18 protein-coding genes and 2 tRNA genes are annotated in these 19,416 nt (G+C 69.6%); 7 read left to right on the forward strand and 13 right to left on the reverse strand.

The genetic code is table 11. The features are described from left to right. Positions 1–17 precede the first annotated feature (17 nt). From ACWGH4_RS02785 to ACWGH4_RS02795, 3 genes are all read right to left on the reverse strand, one after another. A complete protein-coding gene (locus ACWGH4_RS02785) occupies positions 18–1,970 on the reverse strand; it encodes a galactose oxidase-like domain-containing protein (protein ID WP_453454733.1) in 1,953 nt (650 codons plus the stop codon). Next, positions 1,967–3,922: a glycosyltransferase gene (locus ACWGH4_RS02790; protein WP_441265560.1), complete on the reverse strand. Its 1,956-nt coding sequence runs from the start codon at positions 3,920–3,922 to the stop codon at positions 1,967–1,969. Before ACWGH4_RS02790 ends, ACWGH4_RS02785 begins: the two co-directional genes overlap by 4 nt. A 472-nt stretch (positions 3,923–4,394) precedes the next feature. Next, a tRNA-Lys gene (locus ACWGH4_RS02795) sits at positions 4,395–4,468 on the reverse strand. 195 nt (positions 4,469–4,663) lie between these two features. Here ACWGH4_RS02795 and ACWGH4_RS02800 point away from each other — a divergent pair. From ACWGH4_RS02800 to ACWGH4_RS02815, 4 genes are all read left to right on the forward strand, one after another. Next, positions 4,664–5,947, forward strand: coding sequence for a peptidoglycan-binding protein (locus ACWGH4_RS02800; protein ID WP_453454736.1), 1,284 nt, complete (start codon positions 4,664–4,666; stop codon positions 5,945–5,947). Positions 5,948–6,016: 69 nt separating this feature from the next. Next, positions 6,017–7,447 (forward strand): SPFH domain-containing protein, encoded by a 1,431-nt coding sequence (locus ACWGH4_RS02805; RefSeq protein ID WP_453454739.1) that lies wholly within the window; start codon positions 6,017–6,019, stop codon positions 7,445–7,447. A gap of 121 nt (positions 7,448–7,568) precedes the next feature. Further along, the gene (locus ACWGH4_RS02810; protein WP_189467560.1) at positions 7,569–8,156 is read left to right on the forward strand and encodes a lytic polysaccharide monooxygenase auxiliary activity family 9 protein; all 588 of its coding nucleotides are present in this window, start codon (positions 7,569–7,571) and stop codon (positions 8,154–8,156) included. A 162-nt stretch (positions 8,157–8,318) separates the two neighbouring features. Continuing rightward, on the forward strand, positions 8,319–8,714 hold the full coding sequence (locus ACWGH4_RS02815) for a hypothetical protein (RefSeq protein WP_453454742.1): 396 nt from the start codon (positions 8,319–8,321) through the stop codon (positions 8,712–8,714). 110 nt (positions 8,715–8,824) lie between these two features. On the opposite strand, the gene ACWGH4_RS02820 is transcribed toward ACWGH4_RS02815, so the two are convergent. The 6 genes from ACWGH4_RS02820 to ehuB form a co-directional block, all read right to left on the reverse strand. Then, positions 8,825–8,898, reverse strand: a tRNA-Lys gene (locus tag ACWGH4_RS02820). A gap of 96 nt (positions 8,899–8,994) precedes the next feature. After that, entirely contained in the window at positions 8,995–9,753 is a 759-nt protein-coding gene (locus ACWGH4_RS02825) for an IclR family transcriptional regulator (protein ID WP_453454746.1), read from the reverse strand. Positions 9,754–9,919: 166 nt separating this feature from the next. After that, positions 9,920–10,684 carry an ectoine/hydroxyectoine ABC transporter ATP-binding protein EhuA gene (ehuA, locus tag ACWGH4_RS02830; protein WP_453454749.1) on the reverse strand — a complete coding sequence of 255 codons (765 nt, stop codon included), beginning with the start codon at positions 10,682–10,684 and terminating at the stop codon, positions 9,920–9,922. Beyond that, the gene (gene ehuD / locus ACWGH4_RS02835) at positions 10,674–11,324 is read right to left on the reverse strand and encodes an ectoine/hydroxyectoine ABC transporter permease subunit EhuD (protein WP_441265565.1); all 651 of its coding nucleotides are present in this window, start codon (positions 11,322–11,324) and stop codon (positions 10,674–10,676) included. Before ehuD ends, ehuA begins: the two co-directional genes overlap by 11 nt. Further along, positions 11,321–12,076: an ectoine/hydroxyectoine ABC transporter permease subunit EhuC gene (gene ehuC, locus ACWGH4_RS02840; protein WP_441265566.1), complete on the reverse strand. Its 756-nt coding sequence runs from the start codon at positions 12,074–12,076 to the stop codon at positions 11,321–11,323. Before ehuC ends, ehuD begins: the two co-directional genes overlap by 4 nt. After that, positions 12,073–12,927 carry an ectoine/hydroxyectoine ABC transporter substrate-binding protein EhuB gene (gene ehuB, locus ACWGH4_RS02845; RefSeq protein ID WP_441265567.1) on the reverse strand — a complete coding sequence of 285 codons (855 nt, stop codon included), beginning with the start codon at positions 12,925–12,927 and terminating at the stop codon, positions 12,073–12,075. The genes ehuC and ehuB overlap by 4 nt, the downstream gene beginning before the upstream one ends. Before the next feature lie 69 nt (positions 12,928–12,996). Here ehuB and ACWGH4_RS02850 point away from each other — a divergent pair, with 69 nt between their 5' ends. Then, on the forward strand, positions 12,997–13,497 hold the full coding sequence (locus tag ACWGH4_RS02850; protein ID WP_453454754.1) for a DUF3830 family protein: 501 nt from the start codon (positions 12,997–12,999) through the stop codon (positions 13,495–13,497). Positions 13,498–13,500: 3 nt separating this feature from the next. Here ACWGH4_RS02850 and ACWGH4_RS02855 read toward each other — a convergent pair whose 3' ends face one another. Both ACWGH4_RS02855 and ACWGH4_RS02860 read right to left on the reverse strand, forming a co-directional pair. Next, positions 13,501–14,886: an amidase gene (locus ACWGH4_RS02855; protein ID WP_453454756.1), complete on the reverse strand. Its 1,386-nt coding sequence runs from the start codon at positions 14,884–14,886 to the stop codon at positions 13,501–13,503. Continuing rightward, the gene (locus ACWGH4_RS02860; protein WP_453454758.1) at positions 14,867–15,829 is read right to left on the reverse strand and encodes a D-2-hydroxyacid dehydrogenase; all 963 of its coding nucleotides are present in this window, start codon (positions 15,827–15,829) and stop codon (positions 14,867–14,869) included. The genes ACWGH4_RS02855 and ACWGH4_RS02860 overlap by 20 nt, the downstream gene beginning before the upstream one ends. A 95-nt stretch (positions 15,830–15,924) precedes the next feature. Between ACWGH4_RS02860 and ACWGH4_RS02865 the strand changes: the two genes are divergently transcribed. Both ACWGH4_RS02865 and ACWGH4_RS02870 read left to right on the forward strand, forming a co-directional pair. After that, positions 15,925–16,722: a maleate cis-trans isomerase family protein gene (locus tag ACWGH4_RS02865; protein WP_441265571.1), complete on the forward strand. Its 798-nt coding sequence runs from the start codon at positions 15,925–15,927 to the stop codon at positions 16,720–16,722. Continuing rightward, positions 16,719–17,438, forward strand: coding sequence for a maleate cis-trans isomerase family protein (locus tag ACWGH4_RS02870; RefSeq protein WP_453454762.1), 720 nt, complete (start codon positions 16,719–16,721; stop codon positions 17,436–17,438). Before ACWGH4_RS02865 ends, ACWGH4_RS02870 begins: the two co-directional genes overlap by 4 nt. Before the next feature lie 82 nt (positions 17,439–17,520). On the opposite strand, the gene ACWGH4_RS02875 is transcribed toward ACWGH4_RS02870, so the two are convergent. Both ACWGH4_RS02875 and ACWGH4_RS02880 read right to left on the reverse strand, forming a co-directional pair. After that, entirely contained in the window at positions 17,521–18,501 is a 981-nt protein-coding gene (locus ACWGH4_RS02875) for a hydroxyacid dehydrogenase (RefSeq protein ID WP_453454798.1), read from the reverse strand. 44 nt (positions 18,502–18,545) lie between these two features. Continuing rightward, the gene (locus ACWGH4_RS02880; protein WP_453454765.1) at positions 18,546–19,415 is read right to left on the reverse strand and encodes a carbohydrate ABC transporter permease; all 870 of its coding nucleotides are present in this window, start codon (positions 19,413–19,415) and stop codon (positions 18,546–18,548) included. Between the last annotated feature and the right edge of the window lies 1 nt (position 19,416).

Genomic DNA, 19,416 nt, shown 5'->3' on the forward strand with positions numbered 1-19,416 from the left:
CCCGCGTTCAGGGGCCGTTACGGGACCTCGACCCACACCGCCTCGGACGGTGTGCCGGCCTCGTCCGTCACGAAGAACATGTAGTAACCGGACGGCACGAGTGCCCTGTTCCTGGGCACGGTGATCTCCACGCCGTCCGCGGTCTTCTTCATGTCCAGCGCGATCGAGCGCTGGTCGACGTCGGTGACGTGGGTGACCGCGCTGGGACGCATCAGCTTCGCCGTCTTCAGTGCCTTCCCGCTCTTGACCTTGAAGGTGCCCTTCTCGCCGCGTCCGATCGTCTTCGGCCCGCCGGTCACCTCGGGCCTGCTGTCCCGGTAGAGGTAGGGCGGGGTGTAGATCTCGATGCGCTGCTCGAAGACGCCCGGCCGGGTGTTGGCCTTGTCGGAGAAGAGGGAGTCCGAGCCGAAGATCATGACTCGCCCGTCGGGCAGCAGCACGGAACCGGAGTGGTAGTTGCGGCCCACGGCCGGGTCGGCGACGCGCTTGTACGTCCCCGTCTTCGGGTTGTACGTGCGGGCCTGGAGCACATCGGATCCGCCGCGCCCCCGGTAGTCCTCCGAGCCGCCGGTGACGAGTACGGAGTCGTCGGGCAGCAGCGAGGCGCTCGGGTAGCGGGTGCCCCTGTCCAGCGAGGGTCCGTCCTTGAAGCGGGGGTTGTCGGCCTTGAGATCGACCAGCCGGGACTTCTCGCTCGACTTCTCCGACTCGCCGACCCCGCCGCCGCCGATGACCATGAACTTCTGGTCCTGGGCCGGCGGCAGCATGACCGTCGCGGAGGTCTCCATCCGGTCGGGGTCGGACAGGCCGGGGATCTTGGTGAACTTGTTGGTGTCCAGGTCCCAGACGCCCGGGTCGCGGCCCACTTCGGCGGGCCCGTAACCGGCGTTGGAGCCGGAGTAGAACAGCTTGCCGTTGTCCATCAGGAAGATCGCCGGGTAGGTGGGGAACTTCCTGATGACCCCGGTGTACTCCCAGGTCTTCGTCTTCGGGTCGTAGATCTCGTCCTTGCCGGGCACGATCTGCCCGATCTCGTCGAGGCCGGAGAGCGAGAGGACCTTGCCGTCCTCGAGGGTGGTCAGCGTGGGATACCAGCGGGCCTCGTTCATGGGGTCGACGGGGACGTACTTCTCCGCGACCGGGTCGAACTCGAAGGCCTCCTTGATGCCCTGGAAGTCCTTCTTGTCGAGGGCGAGTTTCTGGGCGATGCCGTAGACGTTGCGAGCGTCGGATCCCTTGAGGCCCTGCACACGGTAGTTGTCCTCGGTGCCGGTCTCGTACTGCTTGCCCGACTGCTCGGCCTCGACGTAGATGCGGCCGAGGCCCGCCTCGGTGCGCAGGAAGCGGCCGGTCTTCGGGTCGAAGATCTTCTTCGCCTTCTCCACCAGGACCGGGTCCTTGGAGACGAACGTCCTGCCGTTCTTCTTCCCGGTGAACTTGGTGCCCGCGGGCAGGGTCTTGGGCGCGTCCGGGTCCTCGTTGTGGACGATCATCAGGCCGCCGGCCTTGGTGACGTCGCCCTTGAGCTTCTCGTACCGCTTGGTGCCGCCCGCGACCAGCAGCTTGCCGTCGGGCAGCTGGGTGTGCCCGGCGCAGAACATGTCCTTGGGGGTGGGGATCTTCTTGAACTTGTTCGTCTCCGGGTCCCACAGCACCGACTCGAACTTCTTGGCGTCGAAGTTCTTCTGGTTGTTGCCGGAGCCGGCGATGAGCAGCACCTTGCCGGTGTGCAGCAGCGCGGCGTGGATGCTGTTGATCCTGAACTCGGAGGGGACGTCGAGGAAGTCCCAGTGTCCGTTCGCCGCCTTGTACTCCGGCTTGTTGATCTCGTAGTCGTGGTACTGCTCCGAGCCGAAGCGCCAGATGGCGGGCCCGTTGAACCCGGCGACCACCACGATCACCGCCGCGCCGATGGCTATTCGGCGGGCGCGGTTCTTGCGGTGGTTCGGCCGCGCGGGCATCGTGCTCATTTCTTACGTCCCCCAAGGGCGATCTGCATGGTCTGGTCCGTGGCCGCTCCGGGACCTGGTCGGGGGTCCGCGAAGCGGGGCCGTTGCTGCGGCACATGAGGTCCGCCGGAGCCCGGCCCGTCCGGGGGCCCGTCTCCCGTGCGCCCTCTCCTGCGCTTCTTCTTCTCCGCGGCGATGCCGTGCCGCCAGGCGAAGATGGGCGCGGCCGTGATCAGCAGCGCCAGCGACGCCCAGGTGATCATCGCCGGATGGTTGTGCCCGAACCAGAACGACGAGGCGAGCGAGCCCCCGAAGACGGCGATGAAGAACAGGTGGATGCGGAACGTGCCGAACAGGGTGTCGGGGCTGGACGAGTCGCCCTTGGGGGTCACCACGAACGAGCTCTTGCGCCGCAGTACGGCGTCCATCAGCGAACGGGCGTAGATGGGCGCGGAGAGCGCCGACATCACCATGCCGGCGAGACCGCCGGAGCCCTCCGGCTCGTGCGGCGACACGTTGTGCCGGCGGTTCCAGATGTACAGGCCGATCTGGAGGGCGGAGGCGTTGCCGTAGAGCATCATCCAGATGGCCGGGTCGATCTGCACGCCGGAGGCGCCCATGCCCAGGAACAGCGCGCAGCTCAGCGCCGCGAGGATCCAGTTGAGGGCCGACATCGGATAGAAGATGATCATCATCGTGTAGTTGAAGAGCTTGCCGGGCGGCAGAGTGCCGAAGCCCTTCCAGTACTGCTTGAGGATCGTCTCGTACGTGCCGCGGGACCAGCGCAGCTGCTGGGTGAAGAAGTCGGTCCAGGCCGTGGGGCCCTCGCCGACGGCCAGGACGTCGGGCGTGTAGACCGAGCGCCACTTGTTGCCGGTGGCCGGGTTCGTGGCGCGGTGCATCTCGAAGCCGGTGGCCATGTCCTCGGTGATCGAGTCGTACAGGCCGCCGATCTGCTTGATGGCCCTGATGCGCACGGCGTTGGACGTGCCGACGAACATCGGTGCGCCGTAGCGGTTGCCCGCCCGCTGGATCAGGGCGTGGAAGAGGAACTGCTGCGACTCGGCGGCCTTGGTGACGAAGGTGTCGTAGTTGCCGTAGACCTGCGGGCCGATGACGAAGCCGACGTCCGGGTCGCGGAAGTAGCCGAGCATCCGCTCCAGGTAGTTGGGCAGCGGGACGTGGTCGGTGTCGACGGAGGCGAAGAAGTCGTAGTCGCCGCCGTGCGCCTCGAGCCAGGCGTTGTAGTTGCCGTGCTTGGTCTTCGCCCGGTGCGCGCCCTTCTCCTGGTTCCACCTGGCGACGCCCTTGCGGGAGAAGTGGTGGACACCGAGACGGGCGCAGACCTCCTTGACGGCCGGGTCGTCGCCCTCGTCGAGGAGCCAGACGTGCATCGGACCCCGGTGCCGGATCTTCACCGCCGCCTCCAGGGTCTTCGTCACCATCTCCAGGGGCTCCTTGCCCGGCACGAAGGAGGTGAGGAAGGCGACGCGGGTGCCGGATTCCGGCACCACCGGCACCGGGTCGCGTGCCACCAGCGTCGCGTGGGCGTTGGACAGCACGTTCATCGTCCGGAACAGCTCGATCAGACCGATCGACACGAGCATGACGATGTCGAGGACGAGCAGCAGGTCGTTCTTGAGGTTCGGGTCGCGGTCGGTCCAGTGCTGCGGCTGCATCAGCCAGGCGAACAGGCCCAGCGACAGCAGCGGCGCCGCGCCGAGCAGCAGCGCGGCACGTATCCGGTGGGGCTCCTGCGAGAGCAGGGAGCGGTACCGGACCTTGTACGGCCGGTTCGGGTCGGGCTGCGTGAGGGGGCCCGCCAGCCGGCTGTAGTGCTCGTAGTCGTAGCGCGGCAGCGCCTTCCTGGGGCGCAGCCGCGCGGTGGCGGCACGCAGGTGCGCGGGCACCCGCAACTGGGTGGTCCGCGAAGAGTCTTCCGGCTGCCCGGTGCCGTCCGGCATCGACGTCATTGATCATCCCCCCGCACGCGGGGTCGGCGCGTGCTGTGGTCGGTCGTGTCACCTGGGGCCGCAGGATCCCCTGTACCTGCTGTCCCGGGCGTGTCAGTGGTGGCTGGCCACCGTCCCTACAGACATGAAACGGTCACCCTTCGGTTGCATGATGCCCGCCTCGTGTTCCGACCGTGACAGGGCCCCCGCCCCTTGCTCCGCGCACCGGAAGCGGCCCCCGAAACCGCACCCAACTGCCCAAACCGGGCGTCCAATTGGGGTGACCGGCTCCACCATAGGTTCTCGGAGCCCCGTCATGATCGCAAGGGTGAAACGGGCCGTTAACCGATCGTATGCGCGATTTGACACCCTCTCGGGCCGGAGGTTTCCGACCGGTAGGCATTGGCCGGAAATGATCGTACGCACGGCCATGAGAGCGTCGGCGGTACGACCGAGGCCCCCTCGCCTGTGGCGAGGGGGCCTCGGTTGCGCGTGCGCCGCCAGGGACTCGAACCCCGGACCCGCTGATTAAGAGTCAGCTGCTCTAACCAACTGAGCTAGCGGCGCCTGCTGACCTGGAGAACTCTACCGGAACTCCGGGGGTGCTCCGTGCCGACACCCGCGTCGCGAGGGCGCGCCACGGCCTGTCGAATCATCGTTTTTAACCTTTGATCCGTCAAAATGCATTATGTCCAGACCGCTGGGACACTGGCGCCCGTGAAACATCGTCAGAAGATCTTGCTGAGTGCGGAGGGGACAGACATGGCTGCCGTACCGGTCTTCGAGGAGTTCGAGCCCGCCGCGGACTGCGACTGCGCGGGCTGCGCGCACCGCCGCCGCACGCTCGCCGCCGGGGAACACCTCTCGGCGCAGGGCCGCCGCAGGGCGCTGGTCGTGGTCACCGCCGCCGGGGTCGTCCTGGGAGCCACGGGAACGGGGGCGACGGCGAAGAACGCCTCGCCCGCCGCCGTGCGATCCGGGGAGCGGACCGTGGACCCGGGGCCGCCCACCGAGCAGGGCGGCACCGCGCCGCTGCACGGCCCCGCCGGCCGGCCCGCCACCACGAAGGCGCCGCTGCGCGCCAGCACCCGCGCGGAGATCATCAACCGCGCCAAGAAATGGGTCGACGCCAAGGTGCCGTACAGCATGTCGAAGTACTGGTCCGACGGGTACCGCCAGGATTGCTCCGGCTATGTGTCGATGGCCTGGAACCTGGCGAAGAACGAGTGGACCGGAAGCCTCGCCCAGTTCGGCGACCGGATCATGCGCGACGATCTCCAGGCCGGGGACATCCTGCTCTTCCACAATCCCGCCGACCCGTCGGGCGGCTCGCACGTCACGATCTTCGGCGGCTGGACCGACTACACGCACACCTACTACACGGCGTACGAGCAGACCAAGCCGCACACCCGCAAACAGGCCACGCCGATGGCCTACTGGAACAACTCCGCCTCCTACGTCGCCTACCGCTACAAGGGCCTCGGCACCGGCGCCGGCGGGGGGCAGCGGGACGCCGTTCCGTTCCCGGGCGTCTCCCGCTTCGGACCCGGCACGGACAACGCGTCCGTCACGCGCCTCGGCGAGATGCTCGTGGCGCGCGGCGGCAAGCGGTTCTACCGCGAGGGGCCCGATCCGCGCTGGACGGAGGCCGACCGGCGGGCGACCCAGGCGTTCCAGCGCGCCCAGGGCTGGCGCGGCAAGGAGGCGGACGGCTATCCGGGGCCGCACACCTGGCGGCTGCTGGTGAACAAGCAGGGGAAGCACATCCCCGCGGCGAAGCCGGCGACGAACGGTCCGAACGCCGGCAAGCCGGCCTTCCCCGGGCGCGCCCACTTCCGGCCCGGCCGCTCCAGCGCGTACGTCACCCAACTCGGCAAGCGCCTGGTCGAGCGCGGTTACGGCAAGCACTACTCGTCCGGACCGGACCCGCGCTGGCGCGAGGCGGACCGCCGCAACGTCCAGGCGTTCCAGCGCGCCCAGGGCTGGCGGGGCAAGGAGGCGGACGGCTATCCGGGGCCGGAGACCTGGAGGCGTCTCTTCTCCTAGGACCCGGTCCCACGGCACCGGACACGAGCACACCCGACGACACAACAGCGACCAGCTAAGGCGGCAGGCATGAACACCACGACGTCGGAGCCGGAGGGCACCGTGCCGTCCGAGAGCCCGCGGCGCAACTTCGTCATCGCGAGCGAGACCACGACCGAGATCCCCGTCCACCTGCTGTTCAGGGACGACGCGGCCCCGCTGCGGCCCACCGTCGTCTCCCGGCGGCAGGGCACGGGGGAGCAGCCGAGGGTCGGGCACGAGCCGCCCGCCACGCCCGAGGGCGCCCGGCCCGACACCGAGCCGGGCACCCTCGACCTGCAGAAGACGGACCTGCAGAAGACGGACCTGCGGAAGACGGATCTGCGGAAGACGGATCTGCGGAAGGCAGACGCCCGGAAGGCAGACGCCCGGAAGGCCGATACGGACCAGGCCGATCCGACCAAGCGCCGCCCCCACGAGCACCCGGACGGGCCCGATCCGCGCCGGCCGGGCCAGGACGGGTCCCGACCCCCGAAGCCGGAGCGGCAGAAGCCCGGACCGCAGCAGCCAGGACCGCGGAAGTCCGCCGCCGCGGCCCGGCCCGCGCCGTCCGTCGATCCGCAGCTCGCCGAGCGCCCCGGACCCGTACTGCCGGGGTGGACGGCGCTCGTCGCGGGCGGCTGCTCGCTGGCCGGGATCGGTGCGGTGATCTGGGGGACGGGTGCGGTGCCGGACGCGCTCGCGACGCCGTTCGGGCTGACCCCGCCGCCGTACGGGGGCATCGGGATCTGGTTGTGGTGCCTGCTCACGCTCGGGGTGATCCTTGCGCTGTTCTCGCTCGGCGGACTCGGGCGGGGCGAGGTCGGCCGGGCGTGGGTGCTCACGCTCTGCGGCGACTACCGCGGCAGCGTGCGGCGTACCGGGCTGGTGTGGGTCAGCCCGCTGGTGCTGCGCCGGCGGATCGACGTACGGCTGCGGCACTGGCGCAGCGAGCCGATGGCCGTCGTCGATGCCGAGGGAACGCCGCTGCGTGCGGTGGTGCTGGTGGTGTGGCGGGTCAAGGACACGGCGCGCGCCGTGCTCGGCGTCGCCGACCACGAGGCGTATCTGCGGGAACAGGTGGAGGCGGCCACCGCACGGGTCTTCTCGCAACTGCCCGCCGACGCCTTCCTCCCGGCGGTGCCGACCCTGCGCAACGCGGAGGCGGTCGGGGACAGACTGACGAAGATGCTGGTGGCACAGTGTGCGGCGGTGGGGATCGAGGTCTTCTCCGCGCAGCCGGTGGCCATCGACTACGCGCCGGAGGTGGCGGCGGCGATGCAGCGCCGCCGCGTCGCGGCCATCGACGCCAAGCACCGGAACACCGTGCTGACTTCGGTGGTGGACGCGGTCGAGGAGACGGTGGGCCGGCTGACGGCGCGTGGACTGGTCGATCTGGACGACTACGAGCGCAAGGCACTGGTCAAGGATCTGACCGTTGCCTTCTACACGGGTCGGGCGGGTGCCGTCGAGGCCCCGTGATTGGTCTGGACAACACCAACGGGCGTCAATACATTGGAACTTGGTCTAGACCGGAACAAGCGATACCGCACGCGTGCAGCAAGTGCCTCGGAACTCCCCCACGTTCTACCAGGAGCCAAGCATGCGAAAGAAGATAGGCGCGGCCGCGGTCGGCCTCGTCGTGACGGGTGCGACTCTGCTCGCCACCGGCAGCGCGAGCAGCCACGGCTACACCGACTCACCGATCAGCCGGCAGAAGCTCTGCGCCAACAAGACGGTGAGCAACTGCGGCCAGATCCAGTGGGAGCCGCAGAGCGTCGAGGGCCCGAAGGGCTTCCCGGCCGCGGGTCCGGCCGACGGCAAGATCTGTGCGGGCGGCAACGGCCAGTTCGCCGAACTGGACAACCCGCGCGGCGGGGCGTGGCCCACCACCAAGGTCAGTTCGGGCCAGAACTACACCTTCCGCTGGCAGTTCACCGCCAGGCACCGCACCACCGACTTCAAGTACTTCATCACCAAGGCCGGCTGGAACCCGAGCCAGCCGCTGACCAGGGCCGCGTTGGAGTCGCAGCCCTTCCTGACCATCCCCTACGGCGGTCAGCAGCCGCCGGCCACCCTGTCCCACTCCGGCAACCTTCCCCAGCGGTCGGGCCGCCATCTGATCCTGGCGGTGTGGACGGTGCACGACACGGCGAACGCCTTCTACGCCTGCTCCGACGTGCAGTTCTGACCGCAGGCCGGTCACACCGCGGCGACCCCTTCCGCCGGGGGTCGCCGCGGTCGTGTGCCCGTTGTGCCCCGTGATGGTCATGGAAAGCGGGTGCACCTGGCAGGATCATCGGATGACCGTGAATCGATCCCTCCTCCGCCGTCCGGAGGGCCGCCCACAGCCATGCTGATCGATCTGGAGAAAACCGAACAGCTCCCCGGCGGACTGTGCCTCGCTCACGCCCGCACCCCCATCGGACCGGTCGTCGCCCGCTGGTGCGGTGACCCCGCCGCGCTGCCCGGCCGGTACGACGCCGAGTGGACGGTCGACGAGGACGTGGCCTGGCTGGCCAACACGCATCCCGCCCCCGAGCAGTCCTACCGGATCGGCCCGCTGCCGGACGGTCTGCTGCTGCGCGGCCGGCTCGACGAGGTCGCCCGTGCCGCCGCCGTCCTGGACCTGGCGGGGACCTTGATCCTCCTGGACCTTGCCGGCCCGCTGCCGGACGGGGCCCTCGGGACATGGATCGACATCCACGCGGAGCGGGAGAAGGTGGCCCTCTATCCGTACGAGCTGTGAGGAGGGCCACATCGGGGCAAGGGGCCGGCGCCGAACGGCCGAGGCGCACCTCGCACGGAAAACCCTGTGGGGCATCCCGGATCACCGGAATGCCCCACAGGGTTTGGTTGTGCGCCGCCAGGGACTCGAACCCCGGACCCGCTGATTAAGAGTCAGCTGCTCTAACCAACTGAGCTAGCGGCGCCTCTTTCGTCTGCCGCTCCGCGGCTGACTCATTAATAGTACCTGGTCCGAAGGGGTGCTCCGGACCAGGTACTAGGAGGCGGCGCCGCGGACGGCTCTAGATCGCGAGCGAGAGCACCACCGGGGCCGCCCGGCGGTTCAGGGTGGCGGCGGCCGAGCGCAGCCGGTGCGCGTGCTCGACCGGGAGGGAGAGCGCCAGACAGCCCACGGAGGAGCCGGCCGTCAACGGTACGGCGGCGCAGACGGTGCCCACCGCGTATTCCTGGAGGTCCAGGACGGGGACCGTCGGCGGCTGGCTGTCCAGCTTGGAGAAGAGCAGCCGCTCGCTGGTGATCGTGCGCGACGTAAGGCGGGCGATCTTGTGCCGGGAGAGATGGTCGCGGCGGCCGTTCACGTCGAGCTGGGTCAGCAGGCACTTGCCGACCGCGCTGGCGTGGGCGGCGGAGCGGAAGTCCACCCACTCGTTCACCTTGGGCGTGCCCGGGCCGTCGGCGAACTGGGTGATCTTGACCTCGCCGTCGATGTAACGGCTGATGTAGACGGCGGCGCCGACCGAGTCGCGCAGCTCGGTCAGGGTGTCCTGGAGCTTGGCCGCCAGCGCCTCCTTGCGGGTGGCGCCGGAGCCCAGCAGGACCAGCGATTCGCCGATCACATAGGCGCCGTCGGCGACCTGCTCCACATACGCCTCGCGGCGGAGCATGGCCAGCAGCGGGGCGAGGTGGCCGGTCGGCAGGCCGGTCTCCCGTGCGATCTGGACGTCGGTGACTCCGCCACTGTGCTTGGAGATCGTCTCCAGGACGCGCAAGACGTATTGCACCGAGTGGAACGGCGCGGTCGGCTCGGGCTTCAGCGCCACGGTTTCCCCCTAGCAGGTTGTTACCGCAAGCTTCCCTACCACGATAGCCGCCAAGACCCGTTCATTGGGCGTCTGTTGGCGTAAATGATGAGGCGCCCCGCGTCACACGCTGGGGCGCATCACCATGGCATATGTCAGAGGCATTCCTGATCGACGGAGTAAGAGGTCAGAGCACCGCACCGAGGAATTCGCGAGTACGTTCGTGCTCCGGATCCGAGAAGATTTTTTCCGGCGGACCGGACTCGATCACCTTCCCGGCATCGAACATGAGCACGTCGTCGGAGATGTCACGGGCGAAATTCATCTCATGGGTCACACAGAGCATCGTGATGTCCGTGGTGCGCGCGATGTCGCGCAGCAGGTCCAGCACGCCGGCGACCAGCTCGGGGTCGAGCGCCGAGGTGACCTCGTCGAGCAGCAGAACCTGCGGCCGCATGGCCAGCGCCCGGGCGATCGCCACCCGCTGCTGCTGGCCGCCGGAGAGCTGCGTCGGCTTCGCGTCGCAGCGGTCGGCCAGCCCCACCAGGTCGAGGAGCTCCTTGGCGCGCACCTCGGCCTCGTCCTTGGATAGACCCAGAACCCGGACCGGGGCCTCCGTCAGGTTCCGCAGCACGGTCATGTTGGGGAACAGGTTGAACTGCTGGAAGACCATGCCGATCTTCTTGCGCGCCTCGCGGCGCTCCTTCTCGGGGGCCGGGTAGAGCCGGTTGCCGTTCACCTGGATCGTGCCCTCGTCGGGCCTCTCCAGAGTCATCAGCAGTCGCAGGATCGTGGTCTTGCCCGAGCCGGACGGACCGATCAGCGTGACGTGCTTGCCCGGGCGGACCGTGAAGCAGAGGTCGTCGAGAACCGTGTTGTCGCCGAATCTCTTGGTGACGTTGTCGAACCGGATCAGGGTGTCGGGCGTGGTGCCGGTGAGGTCAGCGGACAAGGCGGCGCTCCAGGGCTCGTACGAGAAGTGAAGCCGGATAGGCGATGAGGACGAAGGCGATGCCGATCAGGGTCAGCGGCTCGGTGTACTGGAACGTCGACGCGCTCTCCAGCCGCGACTGCTGGAGCAGCTCCAGCACGCCGATGGCGGCGAGCAGCGGAGTGTCCTTGAGCATCGCGATGACGTAGTTGCCGAGCGCAGGCGTGATCCGGCGCACGGCCTGCGGCAGGACGACCGCGATCCAGGTGCGGTGGGCGGGCAGGCTCAGTGCCGTCGCCGCCTCCCACTGCCCGGGCGGCACGGCTTCGATGCCGGCGCGGTAGACCTGCGCGGTGTACGTCGAGTAGTGCAGCCCGATCGCGATCGTGCCCGTGGTCAGGGCGGAGAACTGCACGCCCCACTCCGGCAGCACGAAGTAGAGGAAGAACAGCTGCACCAGCAGCGGGGTGGTGCGGATGAACTCGGTGACGAGGTTCACCGGCCACCGGACGAAACGGGTCGGCGCCCTGAACGCGATCGCCCAGACGAGGCCGAGGGTGAACGAGATCAACGAGCCGAGCACCAGCACCTGCAGCGTGATCAGCACGCCGTCCCAGAAGCGCGGCATGAAGTCCGCGATCGCGGACCAGTCCCAGGTCACTTCGAAGCACCCCCCGCCACCGCGGTACCGGCGAGCTTGTCCTCGGCGCGCTCACTGCCCGGGCCCTTGGCGAACAGGCCGCCGAGCAGACCGGGCGGCGACTCGATGCCGATGTTCCGTTTGGTCCTGCGCTCCAGCGCCTTCATGGAACGCGTCAGGGCGAAGGCGAGCACGAAGTAGATGACCAGGCTGATCGTGTAGATCTGCGCACTCTCCTGGGTGGCCAGCCGCACCAGGTAGGCGGCGAAGGAGACGTCGCCCACACCCAGCAGCGACACCAGGGCCGTGCCCTTGAGCAGCTCGATCAGCAGGTTGCAGAACGACGGCATCATCTCCGGCACCGCCTGCGGCAGCAGGATCAGCCGCAGCCGCTGCCACGGCGTGAAGCTCAGCGCGATGCCCGCCTCGCGCTGTGCGACGGCCACCGAGTTCAGCGCGCCTCGCACGATCTCGGCGCCGTACGCGCCGTACGACAGGCCGAGTGCCAGCACGGCGGCCCACATGGGGACGAGCTGCCGGCCCATCAGCGGGGGCACCACGAAGAACAGCCAGAACATCAGCACCAGCGCGGAGGTGCCCCGGAAGATCTCGGTGTAGAAGCCCGCCAGGAAGCGGACGGTCCGCGAGCGGTGGGTGCGTGCCGTGCCGACGGCGAAGGCGACGACGGCCGCCAGCGCCGCGCTGTAGACCAGCAGTTGAACGGTGATCCAGATACCGGGCAGCACCCAGTTCTGCCAGAGTCCGGCTGTCATCGGCACAGCTCCTCGGCAGTGAGCGTGGTCATCTCGTTCTTCGTGAAGCCGAACGGCTTCAGGATGCGGAAGAGCTCGCCGCTCTTCTTCATCTTGTGGATCTCGACGTTGAAGGCGTCACGCAGTTCGGTGTCCGTCGGCCGGAACGCGAACCCGCCGCCGTCGATCTGCTTCTCGCCGTCGATGACGGCCGCGAACGGCTCGGTCGCCTCCGCCTTGGAGCTCTTCTTCACCACCTCGCGGGCGGTCAGTGCCGTGCCCGCGAAGACGTCCACGCGTCCGGACTCGACGGCGTTCAGCCCGGCCACCTGGTCCTGGAGGATGACGATGTCCTTCTCCGGAATGCCCGCGGCGACCGCGTAGGCGATCTCGGCGTAGCCCGTTCCGGTGGAGAATTTCGCCTTTGTCCTCACCACGTCCTCGTAGGTGCGCAGGTTCTTCGGGTTGCCCTTGCGCACGATGAACGAGTCGAGCATCTGGTACTCGGGGTCGGCGAAGATGACCTGCGCGCACCGCTCCTTGTTGATGTACATCCCCGCGGAGACCACATCGAACTGCTGCGAGTTCAGCCCGGGTATGAGGGAGGCGAAGTCGGTCGCGACCGGCTGGACACTGTCTATCCCGAGCCGCTGGAAGATGACCCGGGCCAGCTCAGGGGCCTCGCCCGTGAACTCGCCCTGTTCATCGACATAGCCGTAGGGCACCTCGCCCGCGATGCCGAGGCGCACGGTGCCCTGGGACTTCAGCCGGGCCAGCGCGTCGCCGGAAGGCACACGACTGCACCCCGCCGCACCGGCGACGGTCAGCGCGCCGGCGGCCGCCGTGCCGAGCAACAGGGCGCGTCTGCTCATCGATCCTGGTTGTCTTGTACGAGCCATGGGCGCGCGGCTACCCGGGCGCTCGTCGGGTATGCGTACGTAATGGCCGACCGATACCTGACCGTTGCCTTGAGCAAGCGAGGCGTGGAGTGCACCGCCCGCCTGCTCTTCGACAAAGCCCCGCTGACCTGCGCGGCGGTGTGGGAGGCACTGCCGCTCGCCGGAGATGTCTACCACGCGAAATACGCGCGCAATGAGATCTATGCGCTGCTGCCGGCCTTCGCCGCGCAGGAGCCACCGCTGGAGAACCCGACGGTCACTCCCATCCCGGGCGATCTGTGCTATTTCACCTTCACGGACGTGCAGTTGGGCACGGACTCCTACGGCTACGGGGCCTCCGCCGCGCACCGGGGGCGGGCGACGGTCGTGGACCTCGCGCTGTTCTACGAGCGCAACAACCTGCTGCTGAACGGGGACACCGGGTGGGTGCCGGGCATCGTCTGGGGCGAGGTCGTGGATGGGCTCGACGTGATGGCCGACGCGTGCCAGGACCTGTGGCGGACGGGGGCGGCGGGGGAGACGCTGTCCTTCCGGCGGGCGTAGCGGTCACAGTCCCGGTACGCCGGACTCGTACAGCGTGTGCGCCGCGCGCAGCACCACCGCGTCCGCGTGCCGTGGTCCGACCAGTTGGACGCCGATCGGCAGGCCCGCGTCGTCCGTGCCGCACGGCACCGACGCCGCGGGCTGCTGCGTCAGGTTGAAGGGGTAGGTGAACGGGGTCCACCCCGTCCAGCGGTGGTGCGGTGAGCCCGCGGGGACCTCCGCGCCCGCCTCGAACGCCGTGATCGGCAGCGTCGGCGTGACCAGCAGGTCGTACGACGTGTGGAAGCGGCCCATCCGCCGGCCCAGCGCCATCCGTGTGTCGACCGCCGCCAGATAGTCGAGCGCGCTGTACTCCGCCCCGGCCGCGACGATCTCCCGGAGGCCGGGGTCGAGCAGTTCGCGGTGCTTCGTGCCCAGGTGCTGCACCAACCGGGCCGCGCCGCTGAACCACAGGGTGTGGAAGGCCTCGACGGGATCGGTGAAGTCGGGGTCGGTCTCCTCCACGTACGCGCCGGCCTCCGCCAGCGCGCCCACGGCCCGCCGTACCGCCGCCGCCACGGCGGGCCGTACCGCGACCTGGCCGCCGAACGACGGTGAGTACGCGATCCGCAGGCCCTTGACGCCCTCGGCGAGGCCCGCGGCCACCGAGGAGGAGGGGCCCAGGTGGGACCAGTCCCGCCAGTCCTCGCCGGTGATCACGTCGAGCATCAGCGCCGCGTCCGCCGCGTCCCGTGTCAGCGGCCCGACGTGGGCCAGCGTCCCGAAGGGGCTCGATGGATACATCGGCACCCGCCCGTACGTCGGTTTGAGCCCGAAGACGCCGCAGAAGGAGGCCGGGATACGGACCGAGCCGCCGCCGTCCGTCCCGAGCGACAGCGCGCCCGCGCCCAGTGCCACGGCCGCCGCGCTCCCGCCGCTGGAGCCGCCCGCGGTGCGCGACGGGTCCGCGGGGTTGCGGGTCACCCCGTGCCGGGGAGAGTCGGTGACGCCCTTCCAGCCGAACTCGGGGGTCGTCGTCTTGCCGAGGAACACCGCGTTGTGGGCGCGCAGCCTGGCGACCGACGGCGCGTCCTCGTCCCAGGGGCCGTCACCGCCGATGGTCCATGAGCCGCGCAGTGTGGGGCCGCCGCGCTGCAGCAGGATGTCCTTCACCGTGACGGGCACCCCGTCCAGCAGCCCTTCCGGCTCACCGCGGTGCCATCGCCGCGCCGACGCCTCCGCCTGGGCCATGGCCTCCTCCGCGTCGACCCGGACGAAGGCGTTGACCCGTGGTTCCGTCTCTTCGATCCGTTCCAGTGCCGCGCGGGTCGCCTCGACGGGGGAGAATTCGCCCTTTCGGTAGCCGGCCAGCAGTCGACGTGCGGTGAGGTCAGTCAGGCGAGTCGTCATGCATGGGGACGTACCCACGTTTCTTGTCCACCACGTTCGGAAGGGGCTTTCCGGCGGACCACAGCTCGTACATGTCGACGAACTGTTCCCCCAGCCGGTCGCGCCAGCCGACCGTGTCTCCGCTCATGTGCGGAGAGACGATCAGGCCCGGCGTGTCCCACAGCGGACTGTCGGGCAGGAGCGGCTCCTGCTCGAAGACGTCGAGGGCGGCTCCGGCGATCCACCGCTTGTCGAGCGCGGCGACGAGGTCGCTCTCGACCACCAGCGGTCCGCGTCCGATGTTCACGAAGCGCGCGGAGGGCTGCATCAGGTCGAAGCGCCGGGCGTCGAACATGCCCCGGGTGTCGTCGGTGAGGGGCGCCGCGCACACCACCCAGTCCGCCCGGGCCAGCAGCGGATCGAGGTCGCGGACGCCGTGGATGCCGTCGCGGGGCGTCCGGCCGACGACGGCGGTGCGGACCCCGAGCGCCCTGAGCGTGCGGGAGATGGCCCGGCCGATGGGTCCCGCCCCGACCACAGCCGCCCGTGTCCCGGCCACCGACAGGCCCTCGCGGTGGCGCCAGCGCCGCTGCCGCTGGAGGTCGAGCGTGCCGGGCAGGTCCTTGGCCATCGCCAGGACCAGGGCGGCCACGTATTCGGCGATGGGCGCCTCGAAGATTCCGCGGGCGTTGGTCACGACGGTGTCGGATTCGGCCAGTTCCGGGCAGAGCAGCCGGTCCACTCCGGCGCTCGGGGTGTGCACCCAGCGCGGTCTCGGGCCCTCGCCCGGCCAGGCCCGACGGACCGCGTCGGAGGTGAAGTCCCACACCAACAAGGCGTCCGCGGAAGGCAGTTGGTCAGCGAGAGTCTCCTCGTCCGCGTAGGCCACACGGACCTTTCCGGTCAGCCGGCCGAGCCGCGGCAACGGGTCGGCGGCCAGTACGAGAAGTTTCGGTTCGGACATCGGGCGGAAACCGCTTCCTCACGTCTGACATGTACGGATTGACCACGCTCGCACCCGAACCTACCGTCGTCAACAAGACACCAAGGGGGCCTGCGATGGATGTCTCCTTTCTGGGTGGACCGCAGCCGCAGCACGGCGTGGGTGTGGTCGCCCCGTTCGACTTCGCGCTCGACCGCGAGCTGTGGCGCTGGGTCCCCGACGACGTCTCGCTGCGTCTGACGCGCACCCCTTTCGTGCCCGTGGGGGTCTCCCTCGACCTGGCCCGTCTGGTGAGCGAGCACGAGACGCTGCGTGAGGCCGTACGGGCGCTCGGCGCGTCCGAGCCCGAGGTCATCGCGTACGCCTGCGCCTCGGGCAGTTTTGTGGGGGGCCTCGCCGGGGAACGCGCCATGTGCGAGGTGATGAACGCGGCGGGCGAGGTGCCCTCCCTCACCACCTCCGGGGCGCTGCTCCAAGCGCTGGAGGAGCTCGGCGCCTGCCGGATAGCCCTGGTCACGCCCTATACGGAATCGGTCACCCGCTCACTGGAGGCCTATCTGGGAGAAGCTGGAGTGACGGTGACGGGCTGCGCCTTTCTGGGCCTGACCCGCCACATCTGGAAGGTGCCGTACCGGGCGGTGGTCGACATGGCGAGAACGGCGGTGGTCGGTGCGGCCGACGCGCTGTTCATCAGCTGCACCAACCTGGCGACGTACGACACGATCCCGCAGCTGGAGGCCGAACTGAGGATGCCGGTGCTGTCCGCCAACCAGGTGACGATGTGGGCCGCGCTGCGTGCCATCGGCTCCCGGGCCGTCGGCCCCTACCAGGCACTTCTCATGGAGCCGGAGGCACTCGCGGGGACGCTGCCGGACGGGCAGCCGGAGCCCGAAGAACAGGAAGGCTGGACATGACGACGGTCGGACTTCTCTACCCGGGACACTCCGCGGAGGACGACTACCCACGGCTCGAGGTCCTGCTGGACAGCGACATCAGGCTGCCCATCATCCACACCGACATCGGCGAGGACGCGCACCGCGTCGACGCGCTGCTGAAGATGGGCTCGCCGGAGCGGCTCGCCGCCGGTGTGGAGGCGCTGCGGCTGGAGGGGGCCGAGTCGGTGGTGTGGGCGTGCACCAGCGGAAGCTTCGTCCTCGGGTGGGAAGGCGCCCACGAGCAGGTCCGCGAACTCGCCAAGGCGGCGGGGATGCCCGCGTCCAGCACCTCGTTCGGCTTCGTGAACGCCGTGCGGCACCTCGGTACGCCGCGGGTCGCGATCGCCGCCACCTATCCGGCGGACGTCACCGAGTACTTCGCGGCGTTTCTCGAGAAGTCCGGCGCCGTGGTCGTCTCGGGCCGGGACGCCGGCATCCTGACGGCCGAGGAGGTCGGTACCTGGGGCCGTGAGCAGGTCCTCGACCTCGCCCGTTCGGCCGACCATCCCAACGCGGACGTGGTGCTGATGCCCGACACGGCCCTGCACACCATCGCCCACCTGGCCGACCTGGAGGAGGCGCTGGGCAAGCCGGTGCTCACCGCGAACCAGGTGACCGTGTGGGAGGGACTGCGGCTGGCGGACCGGCGTGCCTGGGGCGACAAGCTGGGCCGGCTCTTCGCCCGCCCCGACTGAGCGACCGCCCCTTGCCGGGACGACCGGCCGGCGTTACCCGGAGGAACTGCCGGCCGGCCGTCGTGCGGGGCCGCCCCGCCGGTCACGCGGACCGGGCAAGTGCTTCCGGGTGGACCGGATCGGCGAACGGCAGACCACGCCCGTACCGCTCCAGCTCGTCCAGCGCCGCGTGCGTCATACGGCCCAGCTCGTTGCCGAGTGAGCCCGCCACATGGGGCGTGAGCAGTACGTTCGGCAGGTCGTACAGCGGGGAGTCGGCCGGCAGGACCTCCGGGTCCGTCACGTCGAGGACGGCGTTCAGCCGGCCGGAGACCAGCTCGTCGGCCAGGGCGGCGGTGTCCACGAGCGAGCCCCGCGCCGTGTTCACGACCGTGGCTCCGTCCGGCAGCGCCGCGAGCCGGGCACGGTCGAACAGGTGGCGGGTCTCCGGCAGCTCCGGGGCGTGCAGGGTCACCACGTCGCTGCGGCGGGCGAGGGTGTCCAGATCCACCGGGAGGGCGCCGAGCCGCTGCGCCTCCTCAGCCGGGAGGTACGGGTCGTGCAGCAGGATCCGCAGGTCGTACGGACGCAGCAGTTCGACCACCCGCCGCCCGATCCGGGAAGCGCCGACCACCCCGACCGTACGGCCGTAGTTGCCGCCGGAGCCGATGACGTCGATGGGGCTCACCCAGCGGCGCTGCTCCCGGTACACGCGCGCCGTGTGCAGCACCCGCTTCCCGGCGAAGAGGACCGCGGCGACCGTGTACTCGGCGACCGGCAGGGCGTTGGCCTGCGCCGCGGAGGCGACCGTGATGCCCCGCTGCCAGCAGGCGTCGGTGATGTGGTGCTTCACGGACCCGGCCGCGTGCACGACCGTACGGAGCCGGGGCATCCGCTCGAGTGCCCCGGCGGTCAGCGGCGGGCAGCCCCAGCCGGTGAAGAGGGCCTCCGCCTCCGCGAGCCGGCCCGCGACCGCCGGGTCGGCGAAGTCGCCGACCACGCACGACGGATCGGTGTCCGCGACGGCGAGAAGCCGGGCGAGTGCCGCGTCGTCGAACAGGGCCCGGCTGACCGGCAGATCCATCGCGAGGACGGTACGGGGACGGCGGTACGGGTGGTGCTCGGACGTCACTTGACGGCTCCCGCGGTCAGGCCGGAGCGCCAGTAGCGCTGGAGCGCGACGAAGGCGGCGGCGAGCGGCACGATGGACAGCAGCGAGCCGGTGATGACGAACGCGTAGAACTGCGGCTCCTGCGCGAGGGTGGCGTTCCAGTTGAACAGGCCGAGGCCCACCGGATAGAGCGCGGAGTCGTTCAGCATGACCAGCGGCAGGAAGAAGTTGTTCCAGCTGCCGGTGAACGAGAAGAGGAAGATCGTCATGAACGCGGGCGACAGCATCGGCAGTGCCACGGAGCGGAACGTGCGCAGCTCTCCCGCGCCGTCGATCCGGGCGGCCTCCAGGGTCTCGCCGGGGACGTAGCTCTCCGCGAAGACCCTCGCGAGATACACGCCGAACGGATTGACCAGGCCGGGGACGAGCACGGCCCAGTAGGTGTTCACCAGGCCGATCTCCGAGGCCATCAGGTACATGGGCAGCGAGATCACCGTGTGCGGGACGAGGATGCCCAGCAGCACCAGGCCGTAAAGCTTCTCCTTGCCCCGGAAGGCGTACTTGTCGAAGGCATAGCCCGCGAGGACCGAGATCAGGGTCGAGGCGAGAGCGCCGGCGACCGAGTACAGCATGCTGTTCGCGAGCCAGCGGCCGAAGATCCCGTCCTGGTACGCGAAGAGATCGGCGAGGTTGGAAAAGAGGTTGAACTCGGCGAGGCGGAAACCCGGTCTGCCGAACAGGTCGCCGTTGTTCTTGGTGGCGTTGACCAGCAGCCAGCTGAGCGGCATGAGAGTGTACAGGGCGACGAGGGCGAGCAGCGTGTTGACGACGGTGCGCGACGCCCAGGTGCTGGTCGAGGCGGCCGGGGAGGTGCTCGGAGCGGGCATG

The sequence above is a fragment of the Streptomyces sp. NPDC054847 genome, assembly GCF_053610925.1.